Annotated in this window: 25 protein-coding genes; 6 read left to right on the top strand and 19 right to left on the bottom strand. The window is 60.8% G+C overall.

The annotated features are described in order from the left end of the window. The first annotated feature begins 116 nt into the window (after positions 1-116). Positions 117-1,109: a tRNA-modifying protein YgfZ gene (ygfZ, locus tag WA302_RS18015; RefSeq protein WP_025304124.1), complete on the top strand. Its 993-nt coding sequence runs from the start codon at positions 117-119 to the stop codon at positions 1,107-1,109. A gap of 38 nt (positions 1,110-1,147) precedes the next feature. On the opposite strand, the gene WA302_RS18010 is transcribed toward ygfZ, so the two are convergent. Both WA302_RS18010 and trhA read right to left on the bottom strand, forming a co-directional pair. After that, positions 1,148-1,645 (bottom strand): DUF2165 family protein, encoded by a 498-nt coding sequence (locus WA302_RS18010; protein ID WP_025304125.1) that lies wholly within the window; start codon positions 1,643-1,645, stop codon positions 1,148-1,150. Positions 1,646-1,795: 150 nt separating this feature from the next. Then, complete coding sequence (gene trhA / locus WA302_RS18005) at positions 1,796-2,470, bottom strand: PAQR family membrane homeostasis protein TrhA (protein ID WP_033639467.1); 675 nt, start codon at positions 2,468-2,470, stop codon at positions 1,796-1,798. 183 nt (positions 2,471-2,653) lie between these two features. Here trhA and WA302_RS18000 point away from each other — a divergent pair, with 183 nt between their 5' ends. Next, on the top strand, positions 2,654-3,262 hold the full coding sequence (locus WA302_RS18000) for an HD domain-containing protein (protein ID WP_025304127.1): 609 nt from the start codon (positions 2,654-2,656) through the stop codon (positions 3,260-3,262). Positions 3,263-3,301: 39 nt separating this feature from the next. On the opposite strand, the gene rbsK is transcribed toward WA302_RS18000, so the two are convergent. The 12 genes from rbsK to WA302_RS17940 form a co-directional block, all read right to left on the bottom strand. Then, positions 3,302-4,228, bottom strand: a complete 927-nt coding sequence (gene rbsK, locus WA302_RS17995; RefSeq protein ID WP_025304128.1) for a ribokinase — start codon at positions 4,226-4,228, stop codon at positions 3,302-3,304. Continuing rightward, a complete protein-coding gene (alsK, locus tag WA302_RS17990; protein WP_025304129.1) occupies positions 4,225-5,133 on the bottom strand; it encodes an allose kinase in 909 nt (302 codons plus the stop codon). Before alsK ends, rbsK begins: the two co-directional genes overlap by 4 nt. A gap of 10 nt (positions 5,134-5,143) precedes the next feature. Beyond that, positions 5,144-5,815 (bottom strand): D-allulose 6-phosphate 3-epimerase, encoded by a 672-nt coding sequence (gene alsE / locus WA302_RS17985; protein ID WP_025304130.1) that lies wholly within the window; start codon positions 5,813-5,815, stop codon positions 5,144-5,146. Between the two features lie 31 nt (positions 5,816-5,846). Next, positions 5,847-6,881, bottom strand: a complete 1,035-nt coding sequence (locus WA302_RS17980) for an ABC transporter permease (protein WP_025304131.1) — start codon at positions 6,879-6,881, stop codon at positions 5,847-5,849. Between the two features lie 10 nt (positions 6,882-6,891). Further along, the gene (locus WA302_RS17975; protein ID WP_049208215.1) at positions 6,892-7,878 is read right to left on the bottom strand and encodes an ABC transporter permease; all 987 of its coding nucleotides are present in this window, start codon (positions 7,876-7,878) and stop codon (positions 6,892-6,894) included. Then, positions 7,871-9,388 (bottom strand): sugar ABC transporter ATP-binding protein, encoded by a 1,518-nt coding sequence (locus WA302_RS17970; RefSeq protein ID WP_197833621.1) that lies wholly within the window; start codon positions 9,386-9,388, stop codon positions 7,871-7,873. Before WA302_RS17970 ends, WA302_RS17975 begins: the two co-directional genes overlap by 8 nt. 2 nt (positions 9,389-9,390) lie before the next feature. Next, positions 9,391-10,374: a substrate-binding domain-containing protein gene (locus tag WA302_RS17965; RefSeq protein WP_025304134.1), complete on the bottom strand. Its 984-nt coding sequence runs from the start codon at positions 10,372-10,374 to the stop codon at positions 9,391-9,393. 48 nt (positions 10,375-10,422) lie between these two features. Next, complete coding sequence (locus WA302_RS17960) at positions 10,423-11,241, bottom strand: DeoR/GlpR family DNA-binding transcription regulator (protein ID WP_025304135.1); 819 nt, start codon at positions 11,239-11,241, stop codon at positions 10,423-10,425. A 311-nt stretch (positions 11,242-11,552) separates the two neighbouring features. Beyond that, positions 11,553-12,878, bottom strand: a complete 1,326-nt coding sequence (locus WA302_RS17955; RefSeq protein ID WP_336064649.1) for an MFS transporter — start codon at positions 12,876-12,878, stop codon at positions 11,553-11,555. After that, complete coding sequence (locus WA302_RS17950) at positions 12,875-13,528, bottom strand: hypothetical protein (RefSeq protein WP_336064648.1); 654 nt, start codon at positions 13,526-13,528, stop codon at positions 12,875-12,877. The genes WA302_RS17955 and WA302_RS17950 overlap by 4 nt, the downstream gene beginning before the upstream one ends. Positions 13,529-13,577: 49 nt before the next feature. Beyond that, positions 13,578-14,924 carry an amidase gene (locus WA302_RS17945; RefSeq protein ID WP_197832469.1) on the bottom strand — a complete coding sequence of 449 codons (1,347 nt, stop codon included), beginning with the start codon at positions 14,922-14,924 and terminating at the stop codon, positions 13,578-13,580. Continuing rightward, on the bottom strand, positions 14,924-15,637 hold the full coding sequence (locus tag WA302_RS17940) for a DUF2848 domain-containing protein (RefSeq protein ID WP_025304139.1): 714 nt from the start codon (positions 15,635-15,637) through the stop codon (positions 14,924-14,926). The genes WA302_RS17945 and WA302_RS17940 overlap by 1 nt, the downstream gene beginning before the upstream one ends. A 162-nt stretch (positions 15,638-15,799) precedes the next feature. Between WA302_RS17940 and WA302_RS17935 the strand changes: the two genes are divergently transcribed. Then, positions 15,800-16,444 (top strand): GntR family transcriptional regulator, encoded by a 645-nt coding sequence (locus tag WA302_RS17935; protein WP_169540627.1) that lies wholly within the window; start codon positions 15,800-15,802, stop codon positions 16,442-16,444. 224 nt (positions 16,445-16,668) lie between these two features. Here the strand turns inward: WA302_RS17935 and WA302_RS17930 are convergent, their stop codons facing one another. The 4 genes from WA302_RS17930 to WA302_RS17915 form a co-directional block, all read right to left on the bottom strand. Next, the gene (locus WA302_RS17930; protein ID WP_033639455.1) at positions 16,669-16,986 is read right to left on the bottom strand and encodes a BrnA antitoxin family protein; all 318 of its coding nucleotides are present in this window, start codon (positions 16,984-16,986) and stop codon (positions 16,669-16,671) included. Continuing rightward, positions 16,949-17,272 (bottom strand): BrnT family toxin, encoded by a 324-nt coding sequence (locus WA302_RS17925; RefSeq protein WP_071845113.1) that lies wholly within the window; start codon positions 17,270-17,272, stop codon positions 16,949-16,951. The genes WA302_RS17930 and WA302_RS17925 overlap by 38 nt, the downstream gene beginning before the upstream one ends. Positions 17,273-17,349: 77 nt before the next feature. Next, positions 17,350-18,096 (bottom strand): SDR family oxidoreductase, encoded by a 747-nt coding sequence (locus WA302_RS17920; RefSeq protein ID WP_025304143.1) that lies wholly within the window; start codon positions 18,094-18,096, stop codon positions 17,350-17,352. Positions 18,097-18,192: 96 nt separating this feature from the next. Next, positions 18,193-18,426, bottom strand: a complete 234-nt coding sequence (locus WA302_RS17915; RefSeq protein ID WP_025304144.1) for a hypothetical protein — start codon at positions 18,424-18,426, stop codon at positions 18,193-18,195. A 189-nt stretch (positions 18,427-18,615) separates the two neighbouring features. On the opposite strand from WA302_RS17915, the gene WA302_RS17910 reads away from it, so the two are divergent. Genes WA302_RS17910 through WA302_RS17900 form a run of 3 tightly spaced genes read left to right on the top strand, consistent with a single transcriptional unit; the run spans position 18,616 to position 21,231 of the window. After that, the gene (locus WA302_RS17910) at positions 18,616-19,281 is read left to right on the top strand and encodes a response regulator (RefSeq protein ID WP_336064647.1); all 666 of its coding nucleotides are present in this window, start codon (positions 18,616-18,618) and stop codon (positions 19,279-19,281) included. 4 nt (positions 19,282-19,285) lie between these two features. Next, positions 19,286-20,704 (top strand): ATP-binding protein, encoded by a 1,419-nt coding sequence (locus WA302_RS17905; RefSeq protein WP_197791410.1) that lies wholly within the window; start codon positions 19,286-19,288, stop codon positions 20,702-20,704. Beyond that, positions 20,704-21,231, top strand: coding sequence for a GNAT family N-acetyltransferase (locus tag WA302_RS17900; RefSeq protein WP_227257845.1), 528 nt, complete (start codon positions 20,704-20,706; stop codon positions 21,229-21,231). Before WA302_RS17905 ends, WA302_RS17900 begins: the two co-directional genes overlap by 1 nt. Positions 21,232-21,240: 9 nt before the next feature. On the opposite strand, the gene WA302_RS17895 is transcribed toward WA302_RS17900, so the two are convergent. Further along, complete coding sequence (locus WA302_RS17895) at positions 21,241-22,206, bottom strand: quinone oxidoreductase family protein (protein WP_016930002.1); 966 nt, start codon at positions 22,204-22,206, stop codon at positions 21,241-21,243. Positions 22,207-22,282 lie beyond the last annotated feature (76 nt).

The following is a 22,282-nucleotide window of genomic DNA, read 5'->3' as shown; positions in this document are numbered from 1 at the left end:
CCAAAAAAAGCGCCCCCCGGTCCCACGGCGCGAATAACAGTTTGCAAAGCCCGCCGCCTCTTTTACCATGGGTTCAATACCCTTCAGGTAAGCTAAACGTTGAGCAGGAACTTACTATGGCGCATAACATTCCATTCCCACCCCGTCAGCCCTCCGCTTCCACCCATCTCCCCCTGACGCTGATCTCGCTGGAAGATTGGGCGCTGGTGACGTTGAACGGGCCGGACACAGTGAAATATCTTCAGGGCCAGGTGACGGCGGACATCGACGCGCTGGCGGCCGATCAGCACGTGCTGTGCGCCCACTGTGACGCCAAGGGCAAAATGTGGAGCAACCTGCGTCTGTTCCACCGTGGCGAAGGCTTCGCCTATCTGGAACGCCGCAGCGTGCTGGACAGCCAGCTGGCTGAAATCAAAAAATACGCGGTGTTCTCCAAAGTCACTATCGCCGCCGATAATGACGCGGTGTTGCTGGGCGTCGCCGGTTTCCAGGCGCGCGCCGCGCTGACGGGCCTGTTCGCCACGTTGCCGGACGCTGAGCACCCGGTGGTGCAGGACGGCGAGACCACGATTCTGCACTTCGCTACGCCGGCGGAACGTTTTCTGCTGGTGACCCGCGCCGCCGTGGCCGAACAGCTGATCGGCAAGCTGCATGACCAGGCAGAGCTGAATGACAGCAGCCAATGGCTGGCGCTGGAGATCGAAGCCGGTTATCCGGTTATCGACGCTGCCAACAGCGCACAGCTGATCCCGCAGGCTACCAACCTGCAGGCGCTGGAAGGCATCAGCTTCAGCAAGGGCTGCTATACCGGTCAGGAGATGGTGGCGCGCGCCAAATTCCGCGGTGCCAACAAGCGGGCGCTCTACTGGCTGGAAGGTAAAGCGGCCCGCGCCCCGCAGGCGGCGGAAGATCTGGAGCTCCAACTGGGTGAAAACTGGCGCCGCACCGGCACCGTATTGGCGTCGAGCCAACTGGCCGACGGCACGCTGTGGGTACAGGTGGTGATGAACAACGATTTGGATGCCGACAGCCAGCTGCGGGTGCGCGACGATGCCGCCAGCCAACTGGCGATCAAACCGTTGCCCTACTCGCTGGCCGAAGAGAAATAATCCGTCGGCCGCAGGCGCCCTGCCTGCGGCCATCTTCATTACTCGTCCAATTCCCCGTCGCGCTGCACCAGATAAATCAGCACCAGAATGATGGTGACGAAGAAGCGAAACGCATCCGGCACGCCGTTCCACTGCTTCGACATCCACATGCCAAACCACTCGCCCCCAATCGACATAAAGCCGACCTGCCAGGTAAGGAAGCCCAGCGTCAGCCCCACTACCGCCAGCTTTTTCCGACCGTTAAAGGCGTGCGCAGGCAGTTTCAGGCCGCCCAACAAACGCAGGCCGCCAATCCAGCACAGCAGCGCGGTCAGGCTTTCCAGCGCGATGATGAAAATATAACCGGCGTGATGCAGCCACGGCGTCTGTATCGAGCGGTATCCGATGGTGGCGTCGGGGAAAATCGTGTCCATCATAAAGACGTGGCGCACGAAGGCGAAGTTGGAACCGTAGTCGGTGATGTTGCCGAAGGCGACCAGCGAAGCGAACAAGGCGATAGCGCAGACCAGCAGCGCTTTGGATAAGCGAACGATCATCTTGGTGAGTCCTGAACAGAGGTTAAAGAAACGGTATGCGGGCTCAGAAATGAAGGAACGGGCTTGCTGGATACCCGAAAGAAGCAAGCGCCTCTTTTTTAAAACAAAAGAGGCGCCAGTTCAATACGTATTCATACGTAGCGGGAACGCTTAGACGTAGAGGTAGATCGCCATGAAATGGCAGGCGCTGCCGCCGAGCACGAAGGCGTGCCAGATGGCGTGGCCAAAGCGAATGCGCTTGGAGGCGTAGAAAATCACGCCCAGGGTATAGACCACCCCGCCGATCGCCAGCAGCGTGACGCCGCCGGCCTCCAGCCGCGTAACCAACTGATAAATTACGATCAGCGACAGCCAGCCCATCGTCAGGTAGGTCACCAGCGACAGGGCTTCAAAACGGTGGGCGAAGGCCAGCTTGAACAGCACGCCGAGCAGCGCCAATCCCCAGATTACCGCCATCAGGCCCTTCGCCAGCGGCGAATCCAGCCCCACGAGTAAAAACGGGGTATAAGTGCCGGCAATCAGGAGATAAATGGCACAGTGGTCAAATTTTTTCAGCCAATGCTTGGCCTTCTGATGCGGGATCGCATGGTAGAGCGTGGAAGCGAGAAACAGCAGGATCATGCTGCCGCCGTACAGGCTGTAACTGGTGATGGCCGTCGCATCGGCGCCGGTATTCACCGCCTGCACCAACAGCAATACCAGGCCGACGATGCCGAACACCAGCCCGATGCCGTGGCTGATGCTGTTGGCGATCTCTTCCGCCCACGGATAAGCCGCGGCGACAATCTTATTGCTCCCGGCTTTCACTACGTCCGTTTTCCCCATAACGCGCAACCCCTCAAAATGCCCTGCTTTGTTCGAAATTAACGCAAAGCAGCTTAACTGAGAATAATTCCAGTGTACACGTGTACGCTAAAATAAAAATGTGAACGCGTGTAACCATCGAAATCCCCCGCCCGGTGGTCTACAATCGTCAGGCTTCAACCCACCCACCTTGAGGTTTACACCATGTCATCCGCTGTACCCGCGTTAGATTTCGGCTCAATGACCCAAGTCATCCAATTCCTGATGGAAATCGATAAGTTGAAAGGTGTTCAACGCCGCACCAAAGTGCTGGGCACCCAGCGCCAGGAAAACTCCGCCGAACACAGTTGGCACTTCGCCATCGCCGCCATGAGCCTGGCGCCCTACGCCGGTGATGACGTAGACATTCAGCGCGTGATCCAGATGGCGCTGCTGCATGACATCGTAGAAATCGACGCCGGCGACGTGCTGGTCTACGATCTGGCGGCCCGCGCAGCGATCCACGATCAGGAAGTGGCGGCGGCACGTCGTCTGTTCGGCATGTTGCCGGAGGCTCAGCGCGAGTATTTCACCGCTTTATGGCAGGAGTATGAAGATGGCGAAAGCGCCGATGCACGCTTCGCTCTGCTGCTGGATCGCACCATGCCGATGCTGATGAACCTGCACAATGAAGGCCAGAGCTGGGTGGAAAACGGCATCAGCCTGGAGCAGGTGCTGGCGCGCAATGCATCGATCGCCGACGTACACCCCGAGCTGTGGCACCATATGGAGCAACACCTGCGGGATGCGCAGCGCAAAGGCTGGTTGAAGTAAGGGACCGGGCTGCCGCTTCTTGGCCGCAGCCCGTCTTCGTCAAGCGAACGCCTGCTGGCGTTCCAACGCCTCCTCATAGCTCGGCATCGATCCCGCCGCCCCGGCCCGTTCCACGCAGACCGATGCGTAGGCGGCGGCAAAGCGCACCGCATCGGCTAACGGCACCTGATTTGCCAGCTGCGCCGCCAGGGCGCCGTTAAACGCATCGCCCGCGCCGGTGGTGTCTTTCGGCTGCGCCGGAAACGCCGGGATCAGCTCGCTGTTTTCCCCGTCCGAGAACAACGCCCCCTGCGTGCCCAACGTCACGATCAGCAAACGAATGCCCTTAGCGTGCAACACCTGCGCCGCCTGGCGCGCCGAAGCCACATCGCGCACCGGCACGCCGGTCAGCAACGTGCACTCGGTGGCGTTGGGCGTCAGCAGATCGACCTGCGCCAACAGGCTGTCCGGCACCGGCTGAAACGGCGCCGGGTTGAGTATGATGAACGTTTGCGCTTCGCGGGCGATGGCGATCACCTGCTCAATCGCCGGCAGGTTGTTCTCCAACTGGGTCAACAGAATATCCGCCGCGGCGATCGCCGGGCGGCACTGGCGCACCTCGTCTTCGCTGACCGTCAGGTTGGCGCCGGGATCGACGGCGATCATATTCTCCGCCTCCTCGCCGGCAACATAGATAAGCGCATTGCCGGTCGGGCAATCGCCGGTCGAAAACAGCGTCACCGCATCGAAACCGGCGGCGGCGAGGTGGCGCCGGGCGAAGGTGCCGAAGTCGTCGCGCCCCACCTTGCCGATATAATGCACCCGCGCCCCGGCGCGCAGCGCGGCGGTGGCCTGGTTGGCGCCCTTACCGCCCGCGCCCATCATGCTGTTGCGGGCGATCAGCGATTCACCGGGCTGCGGAAAGCGCGCCATGCCGGCGACGATATCTAGGTTGAACGAACCGAACACGCAGACTTTGCCTTTCATTGCGGGTACTCCCTGCTCAATTGGAGGTGGCGCCGGGCGGCCAGGCAGGCGCCTTTGCTGCCGGTTTCATCGGTCAGGCGGCTGACGGAGATCGCCAGCCCCTGCGCCGGCTGCGGCCCGCGTAAATGACGGCGGATCTCTTGCTCAAGGTGCGCCAACGGGAAACCGCTCATGGCGATCACGCCGCCGCCCAGGATCAGCCGCTGGGGATCGAGCACGTTCATTTCGATGGCGATGGTCTGCGCCAATCGTTCGACGAAGCGCCGCAGATCCGGATGATCGCCGTGGCGCTCAAACAGCCGGTCGAACGGCGTTTGTGCCGCGTTGGCGCGCGCCCAGCCGGTCAGCCAATGGCCGGAGGTCAAACTCTCGACGCAGCCCCGTTTACCGCACGGGCACTCGCCCTGATGGCCGGGCCAGGGAATGTGCCCCAGCTCGCCGGCGGCGCCGTGCGCCCCGTGATAAAAGTCGCCGTTCAGCCACAGGCTGTTGCCCATGCCGGTGCCCAGATACAGCCCCACCGCCACCTGCGGCAGCGCCGGCAGCTGCTGCAAATCCCACCACAGCAGATGGTTGACGTCCTTGTCCATTCGCACCGGCAACGCCAACAAATCGGCCAACAGCGCCGCCACCGGCTGGGCGTCCAGCGCCGGGATAAACGGCAGCGACAGCACCCGCGAGCGATCGCGACTGAGGATCCCCGGCAGCCCCAGCATCACCTGCGCCACCTGACGATCCTCGCAATGCCCGGCGATCAGGCGGCCCAACGCCGCCAGCGGATCGGCCTGCTGCGCCCAGTCGGCGGTCGCTATCTTGCGGTACCCGCTGAACTCGCCGTCATCATTCATCAACAACAGGCGGGTATTGGTGCCGCCGACGTCAACGCCAAGAAAATGCCGCATCATGTCCCCCGCCTCAGGCCGCCTGCCGCATTTGATCCAGCATTTTTTCCCATGCCGTCTCCAGATCCGGATCGAGGTTGAACAACCCGGAGCTGCCGACGATCAACACCTCCGCGCCGGCGCCCATCAGATCGCGGTAGGTCCGCTGATTGCAGGATCCGTCGATCTCGATCAGATAGCGCAGATTTTGCTGGCGTTTCAGATCGCGCAACTGACGGATCTTTTCCAGCATTTCGGGAATGAACGGCTGCCCGGCATAGCCCGGATCGACGGTCATCACGGTGACCTTGTCCAGCAGGTGAAGGTAGTGGCGGATAAACTCCACCGGCGTGGCCGGGTTCAGCACCACCCCCACTTTTTTGCCCAGCGCGCGGATTTGATTGATCACCCGAAACGCGTCGCGGTTGATGGTTTCGGCGTGCGGGCAGATAAAGTCCGCGCCGGCGCGGGCGATCGGGTCGATGAAATCGGTCGGGTTCTCCACCATCAGATGCACATCCAGCAACAACGGGGTGTGCGGGCGGATCTGTTCGATAAAGAACGGCGACAGCGTGATGTTTTTAACGTAGTGCCCGTCCATGATGTCGATATGCAGCATATCGGCGCGGCGATTCAGCACCGCCAATTGCTGGCGGATATCCATCAGGTTCATGCACATCAGTGAAGGTGAAATCTGGTATTTCATTAGCGTTATCCTGCGCAAAAGGGAAAAGGGATCAGTGGCCCGCCGCGGTTCTGGCCTGGGCCGCGCTGCGGCGCATCGCCCGCCGCTGCCGATAGCGATGCCGGAAAAACTTCATCGCCAGCACCGCGATCAGCACCGCGCCCCACATCGCCAGACTGAAATGCGGGCTGACGTTCATCAGGTTCAAACCGGTCGCGATCACCTGCAGCACGATCAGCGCCAATACCACGCCGCTGACCCGACCAAAACCGCCGAATGGATCGGTGCCACCCAGAATGATCGCCAGCACCGTCAGCAGCAGGTAAGAGTCGCCGTAGCCCATGCGCGCCGAGTTGAAGCGCGCCATCATCACCAGCCCGGCAATGACGCACAGCAGGCTGGAGAGGGTGTAAATGGCGATCAGTACTCGATGGGTATTCACGCCGCTGAAGTGGGTAGCGTTGATGTTGCTGCCGCTCATGTAGATGCATTTGCCGAGCCGGGTTTTCTGCAAGAACAGCGCCAGCAACGCGGCGACCACCAGGAAGATCCACAGCGGTACCGGCACGCCCAGCACGCTCTCAGCGCCGATAAACCGCACGATCTCCGGCATGCCGCTTAGGGCCGCGCCGCGCGTCAGGTAGATGCCGATACCGTTGACCGTGGTCATGGTGGCCAGCGTCACCAGAATCGGATGTGCACCGACGTACGCCACCAGTGCGCCGGTCGCCGCGCCGATAAGCCCGGCCAACAGCATCGCCGCCGCCAGTGCCAACACCAGCCACAGCGCCTGCAAGCCCAGCCCGGCGTCCGCCGGCAGATAGCTGATGAACAGCCAGGCCATCAGCAGGCTGGTCAGGTTGGCGCTGGCGATAATGCACAGGTTCAGGCCGCCGCTGAGGATCGGGATGAACATCGCCAGCGTCAGCAGGCCCAGCTCCGGCAACTGGAAGGCCACGCTGGTGAAGGTGGCGCCGCTGAAGAAGCGCCCCGGCATCAGCAGGCTGAAGGCCAGCACCACCGCCAACAGCAAGGCCAGCAAACCGACGGCGGCCCCGTCTGGACGAAATTTCAGGTTGTTGCCCATCAGGTGCTCCTCAGGCGAAACCGACGTCGGTTTCTTTGCGTTTCTTGTAGTGAGTGACGGTGATCGCCGCGACGATCACCAGACCGATCACCACGTTCATGAAGTAGCTGGACACGCCGATCAGGTTGAGGCCGTTTTTCAGCACGCCGATCAGGAACACGCCCATCAGCGTGCCGACAACGCTGCCCTTGCCGCCGTTCAGGCTGGCGCCGCCCAGCACCGCCGCCGCCAGCACGTCGAGCTCGCCGCCCACCAGCGCGTTGGGCACCACCTCCCCCATGCGGTACACCTGCACCAGGCCGCCGATCGCCGCCATCGCGCCCAGATAGCCATAGGCGAACAGATGCAGCAGGCCGACGCGGATGCCGATGCGCCGCGCCGATTCCGCATCGCCACCGACGGCAAACAGCTGGCGCCCGAGGTGCGTTTTGTTCAGCAGCAGCCAAGTCAACAGCGCCACCGCCAGCATCACCAGCGTCGGCAAACCGAGCTGATAGCTCTGCTCACCCAGTTGGAACGGCAGCACGCTGCGCGGCAGCGTCCACCAGTCCGGCAAGGCGTACAGACTGCGGCCGTTGGTCAGCCACATCAGCATGCCGAACAAGAACGCCTGCATGCTGATGGTGACAATGATCGAGACGATGCGAAGGCAGTAGATCAGCAGCGCGTTGACCATGCCCAGCGCGGCGCCGATCGCCAACGCCAGCAAAATGCTGCCCGCCGGGCTGGCCAGGCCGTAATGCGTCGCCAGCGTGGCGATCAGGTACTGCACCACCGAGGCGACTGCGGCGAAGGAGATATCGATGCCGCCGGTCACCAGCACCACGAACAGGCCGAGGGCGAAAATGCCGCTCACCGCGTAGCTTTCACTAAGATCGAGCAGGTTCTGCACCGTCAAAAACCGATCGCTGAGCAGCGAAAAGACGATGACCGTCAGCAGCAGTACCCAGGCCAGATAGCCTTCGTTGCCGCGCGGTTTCAGACTGAATCTACGCATTGACCGCCTCCGCCAGCTGCTGCTGGCTCACCTGCCCCGGCAGGTATTCGCCGATCACGCTGCCGCCGCTGAAGTGCAGCACCCGATCGCAGTTGTAATACACCTCCGGCACTTCATCGGAGATCAGCAGAATGGCGATCCCTTCCTGCGCCAACAGATGGATCAGTTGGTAGATGCTGGCCTTGGCGCCAACGTCGACGCCAACGGTCGGCGAATCGAGGATCAGGATCCGCGGCTGGGTCAGCACCCACTTGGCCAGCACGATCTTTTGCTGATTACCGCCAGACAGCGTCGAAACCGCCTGATCCGGATCCGCCACCCGCACGCCGAGTTTGGCAATCCACTCCGCGACGATGCGATTCTTGCGGTAATCGTCGATCAGGCGAAAACGCCCGCGCAGCTTATCGAGAATGGTCAGCACCGCGTTATCCGCCACCGACTGTTGCTGCACCAGCCCCAGCGTCAGGCGATCCTCCGAGACGTAACCGATGCCGGCCTTGATGGCGTCCTCATGGCCGCGAAAGCGTACCGGTTTGCTGTCGAGATAAAGCTTGCCGCTGTCCGGGCGGGTCATGCCGAACAGGCTCAGCGCCAGCTCGGTACGCCCGGAGCCGAGCAGTCCGCACAGCCCGAGCACCTCGCCCTGATGCAGGCGGAAGCTCACGTCCTGATACTGCCCGGCGCGGCTGAGACGATCCGCCTCCAGCATCACCCGGTCCTTATTCATGCTCGGTGACTTCAGGCGATAATCCAGCTTCAAGCCGGTCATCAACTCGGTCAGGCGATCGCCGGTGATCTCCGCCGCCGGCCAGGTGCCGATCTTGTTGCCATCGCGGATCACCGTGACGCGATCCGAGATCTCCAGCACCTCGTCCAGCCGGTGGCTGACGAACACCACGCAGATGCCTTTCGCTTTCAGGTAATCCACCGTGCGCAGTAGCTGATTGACCTCGGTGCGGGTCAGTGAGGCGGTCGGTTCATCCATGATCACCAGCCGCGCTTCCGCCACCAGCGCGCGACAGATTGCCACCTGCTGGCGCTGGGCAATCGGCAGCTCCGCCACCCGTTTGTCGAGATCGAGATTAAAACTCAGCTCCTGCAGCAGGCGCTCGGCGGTGCGCCGCAGCCGCGCCGGCCGGTGCCACCCCAACAGCCCGCGCAGGTTGTGCTCGAAGGCGATGTTTTCCGCCACCGTCAGGTTGGGAAACAGCGACAGATCCTGATAGATCACCTGAATGCCGAAGGCGCGCGCCTGATCCGGCGACAGCCGGCCGAAGGTTTGCCCATCGAGGGTAATGCGGCTGCCGTCATCCGGTTGATACACACCGGCGATCGCCTTGATCAGCGTGCTCTTGCCGCAGCCGTTAGTACCGGCCAGGCAGTGCACCTCCCCCGGCATCAGCGCCAGTGAGATATCGTTCAGCGCTCGCTGCCCGCCAAAAGTCATCGACAGCTGTTGCAACGAGATCAGCGGTGCACCCTGCGTTGCCGTATTGCCGGAAATCGCCATGATTACAGCCCCATTTTCACCAGCTTCGGCAGGTTTTGCTTATCCAGGCTTTCGGTGGCGTTGCCGAGAATGGTGTGCTGCTGCGCATCCACCTGCACCTTGCCCATGCCCTCGATGGTCATGCCATCGGTGATTTTTTCTCCTTTGTGCATCATGTCGGCGATGCGCACGAACACTTCGCCGGCCACCATCGGATTCCAGATATAACCGCCCTTGATGGCGCCGCGATTGACCAGCGAAGCGCCCTGGCCTGGGCTGAACGGCCCAATGACGCAGATATCGTTGCTTTTGCCGCGGTTGAGCACCGCGCGCCCGGCGCCGATCGGCCCCTGCGAACCGAACGCCAGCACGCCTTTCAGATCGGGATATTTGGCCATCAGATCGTTGGTAGTGCGCACACTGTCATCCAGCGATTCCCCCACGCCGAACTTGTCGCCCACCAGCTGCATGTTCGGGTAGTGCTGCTTCTGGTAGTTGATGGCCGAGTCCGACCAGGTGATGTGCAGCGGCACCGTCAGGCTGCCGACATACACCGCATACTTGCCCTGCTCTTTCATGCAGGCGGCCAGCGCTTTCATGTGGTTGACCCCGTGCTGCGAGGCGTCCACCAGCTCAAAATCCCAGTCGGCGTACTTCTGTCCGGGAGATTCGTGCACGATCACCTTGATGCCCGCCTCCTGCGCGCGCTTGAGCACCGGCTCCAGCACCCGGGCGTCGTTCGGCACCACGCCGATGATGTCCACCTTCTGCGCGATCAGATCTTCGATGGCGCGCACCTGCAGCGCCGGATCCGCCGCCGTCGGCCCGACCATCCAGGCGTCGATGCCGCGTTTGGCGCTCTCGCTTTTGATGCCGGCCTCCATGGCGTTGAACCAGGGAATGCCGCCGATCTTCACCACCACGCCCATTTTCAGCTTGTCCGCCGCCTGCGCGGAGACCGACAGCAGCAGCGAGGCAAACAGACCGACCAGTACGGATTTTTTCATTGTTCTCTCTCCACAAGTGTTGGCTGTAATAAAAGGTTTTCGTTGTTGTTATCGCGCCGCCCTTTTCGCGGCGGGTGAAACTTCAATCACATCGACGTTGTTCCAGGCCAATTCCTGACGAAACTCGTCGTCGCCAAGCCTGTCGGTGATCAGCGTATCTATTTCCCGGTAATGGCAAATGCGAGCGAACGAGCGGCGGCCGAACTTGTTGCTGTCCACCAGCAGGAACTTGCGCTCCGAGGCCAGCAGCATCTGTTGCTTCAGCCGCGCATGGTGCTCATTGCTCTCGCGGATGCCGCCGTCCTGGCAAATGCCGTGACAGGAGAAAAACAGCTTGTTGATCACGAACTCTTTCAGCATCTGCTCCGCCAGCACGCCGATAAAATCCTCGTACTTGGCGGAATACTCGCCCCCCAGCCCGATGGTGCGCACGTTGGCCTTGCAGGCCAGCGTCTGGATGATGTGCAGCGAGTTGGTCAGCACCACCAGCGAAATATCCGGCAGCTGGCGCGCCAAAAACCAACTGGTGGAGCTGCTGTCCAGCAACAGGCAATCCCCCGGCGCGATAAACCCCAGCGCGCGTTTGGCGATACGCGTCTTCTGCTCCGGCGACTCATTGCTGCGCTGGCGGAAGGACTCTCCCTGGTCTATCTCGGCGGGCACATAGGTTTTTTCCACCGCCGGCGGCTCGACGAACACCGCGCCGCCGTGGCTGCGCAGCAGCAGGCCGCGCCGTTCAAGCAGGGCCAGATCACGCCGCGCCGTCTCGATAGAGATCTGGCACAGCTGCGCCACCTCCTGCACCATCACGCGGCCGCGCTGGCTCAAGACTTCGGTAATAAAGCGATGACGTTCTACAGGCAGCATGTTTCTTTTCTCCTCCACGACGATGATTACGATATCGATTTGCCGCGCCGCGTTTTGCGCGCAGACGCAAAGCGCATCGCCCCGCGGTCGGTCAACGATCGCGCTGTGATAGTTGTCAAAAAAATCGGGAAGGAAATGAAATGAATAATTACGAAAGTGTGGAGTAACAGACAGTTATGATGCGCGAGCGCCTGAGGCAGACAGGAGAGAAACGGTAAACGGTCACAATTCCACGTTCCGCAGCATGACCGTTAATGACCGTTTGTGTGGTTTTGACCGAGCGCCGGCCCCAAAGTAGCCCGGCGTTCTATTTACAGCGGCTTATGCGCCGTTTCCCGCGCCGCCCATATCGCCCAAAGTGTGATAAGCAGAGCCAACGCAACATAGGCGGAAATCGCCAGCGTGCTGTCGTAAGATTTAAACAGAGAAGTGATGATCAGCGGGGCAAAGCCGCCACCGATAATCCCCGCCAAGGTATAGGCTAACGAAGAGCCGGCATAACGCACCCGTGTCGGGAACTGTTCCGTGATGAATGCCGCCTGTGGCCCATACATCGCCGCATGGATCAACAGCCCAATCACCACAGCCATGCAGATCAACACCGGTTGACTGCTGTCGAGCAGGACGAAGAACGCAAACGCCCACACTATCGCCGCCAATGCACCGCCGATATACACCGGACGACGGCCGAAGCGATCCGACAATGCGCCAAACAGCGGTACTGCGACGGCGTTGCCTATCGCCCCCAGCATGGTGGCACCCAGCGCCAGCGGGCGCGGCAGATTCAGCACGGTGGTGACGTAGGTCAACGTGAACACGACCACCAACGCATAGAGCACGTCAGAGCCGATACGCGATCCGCCGGCGATCAGCAGCGGACGCATGTGCTGCGTGAAGACTTCGCGCACCGGCGACTGCGTAACATCTTTCGACGCCTCCAGTTGCAAAAATGCCGGCGTCTCACCCACACCCCGACGCAGCCACAAACCGAAGATGACCAGCACCAGACTCAGCAGGAACGGAATCCGCCAGCCCCATTGCTGAAAATCGTCCGCCGACATCGCCAACGTCACCAGCGTAATGAGGCCTGTGCCGATCAACGAACCGCAGGACGGCCCTACCTGAGCAAAGGACGCGTTGCGCCCGCGCTGATGCGGCTTACCGTGTTCCATCGACAACAGTACCGCACCCGCCCATTCTCCGCCCAGCGCAATGCCCTGAATAAAGCGCAGCGTCACCAGCAGCAGTGGGCTCCAAATCCCCCAGCTAGCGTAGCCGGGCAGCAATCCCATCAACGCCGTGGTCACGCCCATGATCACCAGCGTGGTGACCAGTACAAAGCGCCGTCCCAACACATCGCCAAGGTGGCCGAATACGATGCCACCGATCGGCCGGGAAACATAGCCCACCGCGTAAGTGGAGAAAGCCAGAATCGTGCCCACCAGCGGATCGAACGATGGGAAGAATACATGGTTGAAAATCAACGCGGCCATGATGTTGTAGACGGTGAAATCGTACCATTCCAGCGCCGTACCGATCGAGCTGGCCGCCGCAAGTTTGCCGGTATTGGGCGTTGCGGCGGCACTTTCTGCGGCCGGTGCGGCAACCTGTGCCGTTTCAGTGGTGTATGCATTCATGATGTCAGCTCCTGTGCAGTCAGTTGCCAGCCAAGGGCATAATGCCAGGCATCGGCGGCGGGCATGTTCAGCGCTTCAGCGGCCTGCTCGCTTAAACGCAGGCCGGCTTCGGCGTCGCTGCTTTCGATCAATAGCATCGGCAACATTCGGCGGTTTTCTCGCGATTCTTTCGGCAGCGGGGAACTGAGTTCGGCATCCGGCGTCAACAGGCTGCTGCGCACGAATCCAGGCTGTTCAGCCAGCTGCGCGCCCAGTTGCAAGATGCGGGCATGCAGCGCTTCCGATGCCACCGACGGCAGCACGAAGATACAGAGATGACTGCCGCACCCTTGGCCAGTGACCGCCTCCACCGCACACACTCTGCGCATTGGATCTCGCATTTTCTCCAGGCTCGCCACCGACCATGGCGTTTGGTGTTGAAACGCGGCGCGATAGGCTTCGGAGGTAAAACTGGCCAACGATTCGGTTTTATACAACCCCAAATATTGACGCCCCCCCTGCAATGCCCGATAGCGTGTGCCGGATAAAAAGCCGGGCACCCGCACTCGCTCCTCCACATGTTCGCGGTCATACCAGCGATTAAAATCCGCATCATCCTGCGTGGCGACATCCGTCGCGACAAACAGCATTCCGTTCTGGGAATCGTTCATGAATATTCTCCTGGTCATCTCAAAAGGCAGGCCTGCGCCCACCGGAAAATCACGCGTCGGCGAGGCAGCGCTCGATCGCCAGCGCCCACCCCAACAACACCTCATCACGCATCGGCAACCCAGCCAGCATCAGTCCGACCGGCGCCTCTCCAGGCTGTTGGCAAGGCAAGGACAACGCGCAACCGTCGAGGAAATTGATGATCGCGGGATTGCGCAGCATCAGTCCGTTGCAACGGAAGTAGGCATCATCCGCCGCCAGCTCGCCGATAGTTGGCGCAATCAGCGGCACGGTCGGCATCAGCAAAGCGTCAAAACTCTGCAGCGCCGCCGTAACTCGCCGCTGCCAGTCGGCACGTTGTCGCTGCAACAGCTGCAGCTCAGCATCGCCCAAGGATGCACCGCGGCGAATGCGCGACAGCACCCTTGGGTCATAGCCATCGGCCCGTTCAGCGATCAACGCTTGATGCCAGCGCCAGGACTCCAGCGCGGTGAAACCGCCATCGGCATTGATCGCCGCCAGCTCGGCGAACGCCGTGGCGGGGATCAATTCAATACGTGCGCCTGCCTGACTCAGGCATTGCAGGCTGCGCTGGAACGCCCCGGCAACTTCCGGCTGCAGTTCATCCAGCACCACCGCTTGCGGCACGGCAAAATGCGCCTGCGCCAACGTTTTTTGCGGCACCCGCAGCGGACAGTCGGCAATCAGTGCATCCAGCGCAATACAGCTGGCGACGTCATGAGCGATCACGCCGATCGAATCCAGCGAAGGCGACAGCGGCAGTAAGCCAGCGTCATTGATGCGCCGTGCAGTGGGTTTATAACCGGTCAACCCGCACAGCGCGGCGGGAATGCGTACCGACCCGCCGGTATCGCTGCCAATCGCGCCCAGGCACATGCCGTCGGCCACCGCCACCGCCGCACCGGAAGAGGAGCCGCCGGGAATGCGCGCCGCCTGGCGCTCCCAAGGATTGGCCGGCGTCCCGTAATGCGGATTGATGCCCAGACCGGAATAGGCGAACTCCGTCATCGTCGTTTTGCCAACCACCACCGCGCCGGCTTGCAACAGCCGTTCCACTACCGCAGCGTGTTTTTCAGCGGCTGGCGCGTCCGCTAATACGCGCGAACCGGCCGTGGTCACCTCACCGGCCACGTCAAACAGATCCTTGACCGAGATCGGCACGCCATCCAGCGCCGACAGAGGCGAGCCGGCGGCGCGTCGCCGATCGGAGGCCTGCGCTTGCCGTTGCGCCCACTCGGTGTATGTTCGCGTAAACGCGCGCCCCCCCTCTCCCCGCTCATCGACGATCTGCGCCAAAGCGGCGGTGGTGAGTTGCACTGCGGTGAACTCACCGCTAGCCAGCCCGGCGGTGGCCTGCATCAAAGTCAGCTTTTTCATTACGCCACCACCGGCAGTTCGATGCTGCGGTAGCGATGACTGATGGTTCGCCCGAGCACGTCGTCCACCAGTTCCATGCGAAACTCGCCAGCCGGTCGAATGCCGCCGATCGCCGCCACCGTGCCGCAAGTCATCGCCAACCCGTCGGGCGTTTGCGGCTGCGCCAGCCCGCACTCCGGCGGCTGCATACCGGTGAAGTAACGTTCCAGCAAATCACCGGGCGTACGCAACGCGGCAAGGCAGCCCTGTTGATACAATCGCCATTCGCCCTCTTCCCTGATCCACGAACGCAAGATCAAACTGTCCCAATGTTCCAACACCTCCTGGAGCGGCCAGGCGGCTCGCGCCACCGGTTTAACGCAAATCTGTTTCGACAGCGCCACGCTGTGCGCTTCGAGTTGACGATCGGTGTGATCGGACGCCAATGACACGAACAGTTCGCCGCGGTGGGCAAAAATCAGCGGTTCCACTTCGCCGGACGTCGCGTTGCCAATGACTTCAATGGTCTCTTGCTGGCTCAACTGATTGGCGGCAACGCGGTAAAACAGGGGAATTGCACTGGGCTGGGGCACGCCCAGCTCGGCCAATTCACGAATATGGTGCAAGATCGCCTCGCGATCGCGTCCGGTCCAACCGGCGATCACCAGATGATCAATCTCAACATTCAACGTCGCCGCGCCGCAGGATTCAGGTAAAGTGAAGGTCAGTCTCATGGCAGTTTCGCCCCTTTTGTTAAAACACTGTGAAATTTCACTATATCTTTAGTTACCAAATAAGCGATTTCCATGCCATGTTTTTGTGTACTATGTCTAAAAACTTTCTTCTTGCAGGAGCAAAACGTGAAGACTGTTGACGCAGAAAGCCCGCAGCGCCCGATGACGGAAGAAGCCGGCGTGTCACTGAACGAGCTGGCCTACCGGCGTTTCAAACAGGCGCTGGTCACACTCAGCTACAAGCCGGGCGAATATCTCAATACCGCGCAGGTGATGAACGACCTGGATATGGGGAGAACGCCGATCAATCAGGCAATCCACCGCTTGGCCAACGAGGGGTTATTGCAGGTCATCCCGCGCAAGGGCGTGATGGTTTCACCGTTGTCGATGGACGATGCGTTGGAATTGATCGAAGTAAGGCTGGCTAACGAGATGCTGTGTATGCGGCTGGCAAGCCAGAAGATTACCGAGAGGCAGATAGCAACGCTGACCGAACTCAATCGGCAAATCGAAGCCGCGAGCCAGGAGCGAGATAGGGTGCGCATGATGACACTCGATCATGAATTTCACCAGGAACTGGCGCAGATCGCCGGCAATAACATGCTGGCGGATATCCTGAGTGTACTGCACGCCAGGGCGCAGCGTTTTTGGGCCAGCACCCTGTCGCGGGAAGGGCATATGCGCGAAGTGATCGACGAACACCGGGCAATTATCGCCGCGCTGGCCGCACAAGACAGCGCCGCCGCCGCCGAGGCCGCGCAGGCGCATATCCTGTCATTCCGCACTGCGCTGCTGCACGACGGGTAACCCCGCGGCGCAGGATATTACCGGGAATAGTTATGATGACCCTGTTCTGCCGATGAGCAGGAGATAAACGGTAAACGGTCACATTTCACGCTCCGCGGAATGACCGTTTTTATAGTTTTGATCGAGCTCCATCGAGAGGTGGCCGACGTTGGTAGGCGTTGCCTTAAAAAACAGCAAAAAAATCCGGTGAGAACCTCACCGGACCGTTACCCGTCTGACACGACTTATTCCTCGTGCTCATGCTCTTTCAACATCGCCTCACGCAACACGGCGTTCAGGCGTTTCTGATAGCCTTTGCCTGGCCGCTGAAGCCAAGCCAACACATCCGCATCGATTCGGATGGTTTTTGATACTTTCATCGGCTTATAAAAACGCCCCTGAACCGCAGTCTGCCACGTTTCTTCCCCCAGCGCCGGCGCATCGGCATAATCGATGTCCTCGTCCGGCAACGCATTCAGTGAAGCAATTTGCGCTTTCTGCTCCTCCGTCAACGGCGGGAGTACGCTATGGGCCAGATTTTTGGCGGAATTTTTGCGCTTCATATCTTCCCCTCTCTTTGGCATCGGCCTTGCGTGCTGAAATGATACGCACGATCTCGACGGTATCGCCTTCGACATCCGTTTCGATCGTCGTATGTGCCACCAGCAACAGCAAACAGGATCCGACCATACCGATCGTTTGCCAACGTTCTTCTCCATCCTCGATCCTTTCCAGCACAGCCAAATGGTTGGGATCCAGAAAAACCCGTTGCGCTATCTCAAAACTGACACGGTGTTTACGCTGGTTGCTGTGATTTTTATCCTGATTCCATTCAAAATAAACATACATTTTTGTAACTACATTTTGATTGTTATTTAATCAAAATACACTCCACACGACGGGATGTCAAAAACCCCCTCATGCATTCAACGCCCGCCTGCTGCCTCGATAAAAGTACCGGTCACGTAAGACGCAGCGTCAGACAGCAGCCAAGCGATCGCCTCCGCCACTTCCTGCGGCTGCCCGCCGCGCTGCATCGGTAAACTGTCCTTCACGCGATCCACCCGGCCGGGCTCGCCGCCGCTGGCGTGCATCTCGGTATAGATGAATCCGGGCCGTACGCCGTTGACGCGGATGCCCTGCGCCGCCACCTCGCGCGATAACCCGATGGTCAGGGTATCGACGGCGCCTTTCGAGGCGGCGTAATCGACGTATTCTCCCGCGGCCCCCAACCGGGACGCCGCGGAGGAAACGTTGACGATAGCGCCGCCCTGCCCGCCATGGCGCTGCGCCATGCGTTTCACCGCCTCGCGGCAACACAGGAAGTAACCGGTGACGTTGGTGCCGAGCACCTGATTGATGCGCTCGGCGGTCAACTGTTCAATGTTCGCCTGCTGGAACAGAATGCCGGCGTTGTTGACCAGCGCGCTGAGCGTGCCCAGCCCGGCATCCAGCGCCCTGAACATCGCCATCACCTGCGCTTCATCGGCCACGTCGGCCTGCAGCGCCAGCGCCTTACCGCCCTGCGCCTCGATCTCCGCCACCACCTGGCGCGCCGCATTTTCGTCACGCAGGTAATTCACACCCACCGCATAGCCCTGCCGGGCCAGCAGCAAGGCGGTCGCGCGGCCAATCCCCCGGCTTGCGCCGGTCACCAATGCCACTTTCGTCATACTGTTTTTTCTCTGGTTAGCGATATCAACACAGCGGCCTGCGCGCAGGCGCCCCGTATGCCCGTCAGAGTATAGAACGGCTCCCTAAAAACCGCTTCAAAGCTGAGCCAGGCGGCGCAGCTGCTTTTTAATGCGCGACTTGGCGCAGCCGTAAGCATCCGTCGCCGCCGCCTGATGCACCCGCTGCAAAGCGGAAGCATGATGGCCGCCGTGGCTATGGCTCTGCGCATCGCCGCGAAAAGACAACAGCAACAGAACGAGCAGCGTCGCCACGCCTACATACATCAGCCGCCGCGAGGCGCCCGCGTTCGGGAAACCTTCAGTCTGCATGTTTTGCTCCCCCAGCCATAATTTCGAATGGCAGCAAAATAACTGAAATTCCCCCCCGCTCCCTTAACGCGAGATTAAAGCCAGATTAAGGTTTGCTTAAGAACGCGCAGGCAGAGCGGTTTTCCCCGTTGTCTTCCCGTCAGCGTTATAGTTAGATAAGCGCGACTCAAGGCTCTCAGCGGAAATAACGTGAACATACTGTTGGTGGAAGACGACCTGCAATTAGGCAAGGCGCTGTGCCGCGCATTGGAGCTGGCCGGCTTTAATTTGTGCTGGGTGCGCCTGCTCACCGACGCGGAAAATAAACTTTCACCCGGCGGGTTCGATTTGATGCTGTTGGATCTCACGCTGCCGGACGGCGACGGTTTGCAGAAGCTGATCGCTTGGCGCGCCGCCGGGCAAAATATTCCGATCATCATCCTGACCGCTCGCGACCGCATTGAAAGCTTGGTGAACAGCCTCGACTCCGGCGCGGACGACTTTCTGGCCAAACCCTTTGCGCTGCCCGAACTCATCTCGCGCGTCAAAGCGGTTAACCGGCGCATGGCGGGCTTCGCTTCTCAAACCTGGAGCCTCGGCGCGCTGTATCTCGATCCGGTCAACCATCAGGTCATGCTGGATAACGAACTGCTGATGCTGTCGAAAAAAGAGTATCACCTGCTGCACGAACTGATGCGCTGCGCCGGCACCGTGGTGCGCAAAGCGGTGTTGGAACAGCGGCTGTTCGGCCACGGCGACAGCGACAGCGTGGAAAGTAACTCGCTGGAAGTGCACATGCATAATTTACGGCGCAAAATCGGTAAAGAAAGAGTGATTACCGTACGCGGCATTGGCTATTTGCTGAAGAAAGAGTAGCGGAATGATCGGTTTCAAATCCTTCTTTATGCGTACCATTATTTTTCAGGTGCTGGCCATTTTATTATTGTGGGGGATCCTCGTCGCCTGGGTGAAATATTGGTATTACCCCGACATGGAGAAATATTTCGATAACCAGCAACGCATCGTCGCTGCAGGCATCGCCAATATTCTCGACGAAACCGGCACTGACAATATCGATTACCGCGGCATCATCAAGACCATTGAAGGCATGTACATTGATTCCATCAATAACGGCATGCAGGATGAAATCGACTATCACCCGCTGTTTGTGGTTTACGATCGGGACAGCCGGGTGCTTTACAGTTCGCAAACGCAGGGAGAACCGCTGCGCCTGCCGCCTTCGGTGCTGTCCGGCTCCGTCAATTACGCCGGTGCCAACTGGCATCTCGCCGGCAGCTGGAGCGAAAAGCACCAGTACCGGGTGATCGTCGGCGAATCGTTCAACGATCGCACCACGCTGTTCGGCAACCCGGCGGAGAGCACCGCCGTACCGCTGCTGGGCATTCTGGCAGCCATCATCGTTACCTTGCTGTTCACCGCCTATTTCAGCCTGCGGCCGCTGCGCCAGATCGCCCGCACCATCTCCGATCGCCAGCCTGGCAACCTGTCGCCGATCAACGTCAGCGAGCAGTATCAGGAAATCCGGCCGGTGGTGGTGGAGGTCAACAAGCTGATGGCGCGCATCGACGCCGCCAATCAGCGCGAGAAGCGCTTTATGGCCGATGCGGCGCACGAGCTGCGCACGCCGATCGCCGCCGTGCTGGCACAGCTGCACCTGCTGACCCAGGTCGGCGAGCAGCAGGAGCGCCGGGAGATCATCGGCGACATGCAGCAAGGGCTAGATCGCGCGGCATCGCTGTCGCGCCAGCTGATCAACCTGGCCAAGCTGGAGGCGGAAGATTTTCCACTGAAAATTGAGGCGGTGGACATCTACGCAGAGATCGGCAAATGCATCGCGCAGCACGTCCCCTATGCGCTGGAAAAGGATGTGGAACTCTCGCTCGACGGCAGCGAGGACGTGGTGGTGAGTACCGATCGCCATGCGCTGATCGCCATCTTCACCAACCTGCTGGACAATGCGCTCAAGTACGCGCCCCCCGGCAGCCGTATCGAAGCCAATATCCGCTCGCTGGCGCCGCTCGGCTGCTATATTACGTTGCGCGACAACGGCCCGGGGGTGAGCGAAGAACACCGTTCCCGCCTGTTTGAGCGCTTTTACCGCGTGCCCGGCACGCAGCAAACCGGCAGCGGGCTCGGCTTGGCCATCGCCCGAAACCTGGCCGACAAAATCGGCGCGCAGCTGCGCGTCACCGAAGGCCTTGACGATCGCGGCATCGGCTTCATCATCGATTTGCCGGAAAGTTATCGGCCGCAGACTGAGAGGGAACAACGACCATGATCGCCCCTGTTCTGCTGCAACGGCAGCAACTCGACCGGCTATGGGATATCGACCGCAGCGAAATTATCGACACTCTGTATCGCCTGCAGGACGGCAAGCTGCAAGCCTACCCGGACTACTACGACGTGCGCGGCTGGGATCCGCACGATCGGGAAACCTATACGCCGATCCACGAAGCCTGCTTCGATCGCGGCGGCGCGTTCTTCGCGCTGTTCGAAGGCGAGGAGATCGTGGCAGCGGCGGCGCTGGACACCGAACCGCGCGGCCCACAGCGGGATCTGCGCCAGCTGCTGTTCTTTTACGTCAGCGCGCACAAACGCGGCCAGGGGTTAGGCAAGCAGCTGTTCCAACTCTGCCTGCGTCAGGCGGCGCAAGACGGCGCCGCCGGGCTGTATGTCTCCTCCATTCCCAACAAAAGCACCGTAGACTTCTATCTGGCGCAGGGTTGCCGGCTCATCGAACAACCGGATACCGAATTGTTCGCCCGTGAGCCGGAAGACATTCATCTGGTCTGCCCTTGCCGCTAGCGGCCGGGGTTAACGGGCGATGCGCATCACCGAACGCACGTCGCTTTTCTTGTTCAGATCCCACACCTCGGCGATCTCCGCCAACGCGTGCTCCTGCGTCTCGATAGTGAGCGCTCCGGTCGCCGCCAGCGCCAAAATCTCGATCGCGTAGCGCTGCATCTCCGGGATCGGCGGGAAGTTGCCGGTGCCGCTGCCGAGGATCTGCAGCTGGTTGCTGCGCAGCACCGCCGCCGGCAGCCGGATGTCCGGCGCGGCCATCGAACCGACGTTGACCAGGCGAATGCCGCGTCCGCCGGCGTAAGACGAGAGATCGTGATTATTGAGCGTCGCGAGCAGCGCTTCGGTCGCCGGCCCCCAGATGTAATCGACGATCACCTGATAACCGCCCGGCCCCGCCGCTGCCGCGAAGGCCTGCGTCAGCGCCTCGCCCTGCAGGCTCAGATCCACCGTGGCATCCACGCCCAATGCCTCCAGCACGCTCAGCCGACGGCCGGCGGCAACGATACGCCCAGCCCCTGCCTGACGCGCCGCGGCAACCGCCAGTTTGCCTGAGGTGCCGGTGGCGCCGATGATCAGCACCGTTTCACCGGGCTGCAGATCCGCTCGCCAGCGCAACGGCAGCCAGGCGGCGAAGGCCGGATTGATCAGCGCTGCCGCCGTGGCGTCATCCACCGCCTCCGGTACCGGCACCGTCCATGACGCGACGCTGCGCTCAGCCATCGCACCGTAAGGACGGCGGAAGGAGGCAAAGTACACCCGTTTTCCGTCCGCCGTACGGCCCACGCCGTCGGTACCGGGCACAATTGGCAATTGCTTCGGGCTGGAATAGTGGGTGCCGGCGACGGTGGCGCGATCCAGCTGTTTGATGCCGGCCGCCAGAACGTCGATCGGCACTTCATTCGCCTGCGCCTGGGGCTCCTCAAAAGTGCCGAAAACCGGGGCTTGCCCCAGCGCTGTTACGATTGCCGCTTGCATGGTGACTCCTTAAATCGTGGGAACGTACAGGAAAGAATAGGCCGCTATAAAATAAAAAGGGACACCGCATGATGCG

The organism is Serratia sp. 201 (assembly GCF_037027545.1).
In the GTDB taxonomy this organism is placed as follows: Bacteria; Pseudomonadota; Gammaproteobacteria; order Enterobacterales; family Enterobacteriaceae; genus Serratia; species Serratia bockelmannii.
The sequence above is the reverse complement of the archived record's forward strand: the minus strand, read 5'-3'. Positions and strand labels throughout refer to the sequence as shown.

Excerpts from the sequence above, each read along its gene's own strand:
- ygfZ (WP_025304124.1), top strand. The coding sequence starts at position 117 with ATGGCGCATAACATTCCATTCCCACCCCGTCAGCCCTCCGCTTCCACC.
- trhA (WP_033639467.1), bottom strand. The coding sequence starts at position 2,470 with ATGGGGAAAACGGACGTAGTGAAAGCCGGGAGCAATAAGATTGTCGCC.
- alsE (WP_025304130.1), bottom strand. The coding sequence starts at position 5,815 with ATGAAATACCAGATTTCACCTTCACTGATGTGCATGAACCTGATGGAT.
- WA302_RS17925 (WP_071845113.1), bottom strand. The coding sequence starts at position 17,272 with ATGTATGTTTATTTTGAATGGAATCAGGATAAAAATCACAGCAACCAG.
- WA302_RS17895 (WP_016930002.1), bottom strand. The coding sequence starts at position 22,206 with ATGCAAGCGGCAATCGTAACAGCGCTGGGGCAAGCCCCGGTTTTCGGC.
- WA302_RS17975 (WP_049208215.1), bottom strand. The coding sequence starts at position 7,878 with ATGCGTAGATTCAGTCTGAAACCGCGCGGCAACGAAGGCTATCTGGCC.
- WA302_RS18000 (WP_025304127.1), top strand. The coding sequence starts at position 2,654 with ATGTCATCCGCTGTACCCGCGTTAGATTTCGGCTCAATGACCCAAGTC.
- WA302_RS17905 (WP_197791410.1), top strand. The coding sequence starts at position 19,286 with ATGATCGGTTTCAAATCCTTCTTTATGCGTACCATTATTTTTCAGGTG.
- WA302_RS17915 (WP_025304144.1), bottom strand. The coding sequence starts at position 18,426 with ATGCAGACTGAAGGTTTCCCGAACGCGGGCGCCTCGCGGCGGCTGATG.
- alsK (WP_025304129.1), bottom strand. The coding sequence starts at position 5,133 with ATGATGCGGCATTTTCTTGGCGTTGACGTCGGCGGCACCAATACCCGC.
- WA302_RS17980 (WP_025304131.1), bottom strand. The coding sequence starts at position 6,881 with ATGGGCAACAACCTGAAATTTCGTCCAGACGGGGCCGCCGTCGGTTTG.
- WA302_RS17945 (WP_197832469.1), bottom strand. The coding sequence starts at position 14,924 with ATGAAAAAGCTGACTTTGATGCAGGCCACCGCCGGGCTGGCTAGCGGT.
- WA302_RS17940 (WP_025304139.1), bottom strand. The coding sequence starts at position 15,637 with ATGAGACTGACCTTCACTTTACCTGAATCCTGCGGCGCGGCGACGTTG.
- rbsK (WP_025304128.1), bottom strand. The coding sequence starts at position 4,228 with ATGAAAGGCAAAGTCTGCGTGTTCGGTTCGTTCAACCTAGATATCGTC.
- WA302_RS17920 (WP_025304143.1), bottom strand. The coding sequence starts at position 18,096 with ATGACGAAAGTGGCATTGGTGACCGGCGCAAGCCGGGGGATTGGCCGC.
- WA302_RS17930 (WP_033639455.1), bottom strand. The coding sequence starts at position 16,986 with ATGAAGCGCAAAAATTCCGCCAAAAATCTGGCCCATAGCGTACTCCCG.
- WA302_RS17955 (WP_336064649.1), bottom strand. The coding sequence starts at position 12,878 with ATGAATGCATACACCACTGAAACGGCACAGGTTGCCGCACCGGCCGCA.
- WA302_RS17950 (WP_336064648.1), bottom strand. The coding sequence starts at position 13,528 with ATGAACGATTCCCAGAACGGAATGCTGTTTGTCGCGACGGATGTCGCC.
- WA302_RS17970 (WP_197833621.1), bottom strand. The coding sequence starts at position 9,388 with ATGGCGATTTCCGGCAATACGGCAACGCAGGGTGCACCGCTGATCTCG.
- WA302_RS17965 (WP_025304134.1), bottom strand. The coding sequence starts at position 10,374 with ATGAAAAAATCCGTACTGGTCGGTCTGTTTGCCTCGCTGCTGCTGTCG.
- WA302_RS18010 (WP_025304125.1), bottom strand. The coding sequence starts at position 1,645 with ATGATCGTTCGCTTATCCAAAGCGCTGCTGGTCTGCGCTATCGCCTTG.
- WA302_RS17935 (WP_169540627.1), top strand. The coding sequence starts at position 15,800 with ATGACGGAAGAAGCCGGCGTGTCACTGAACGAGCTGGCCTACCGGCGT.
- WA302_RS17960 (WP_025304135.1), bottom strand. The coding sequence starts at position 11,241 with ATGCTGCCTGTAGAACGTCATCGCTTTATTACCGAAGTCTTGAGCCAG.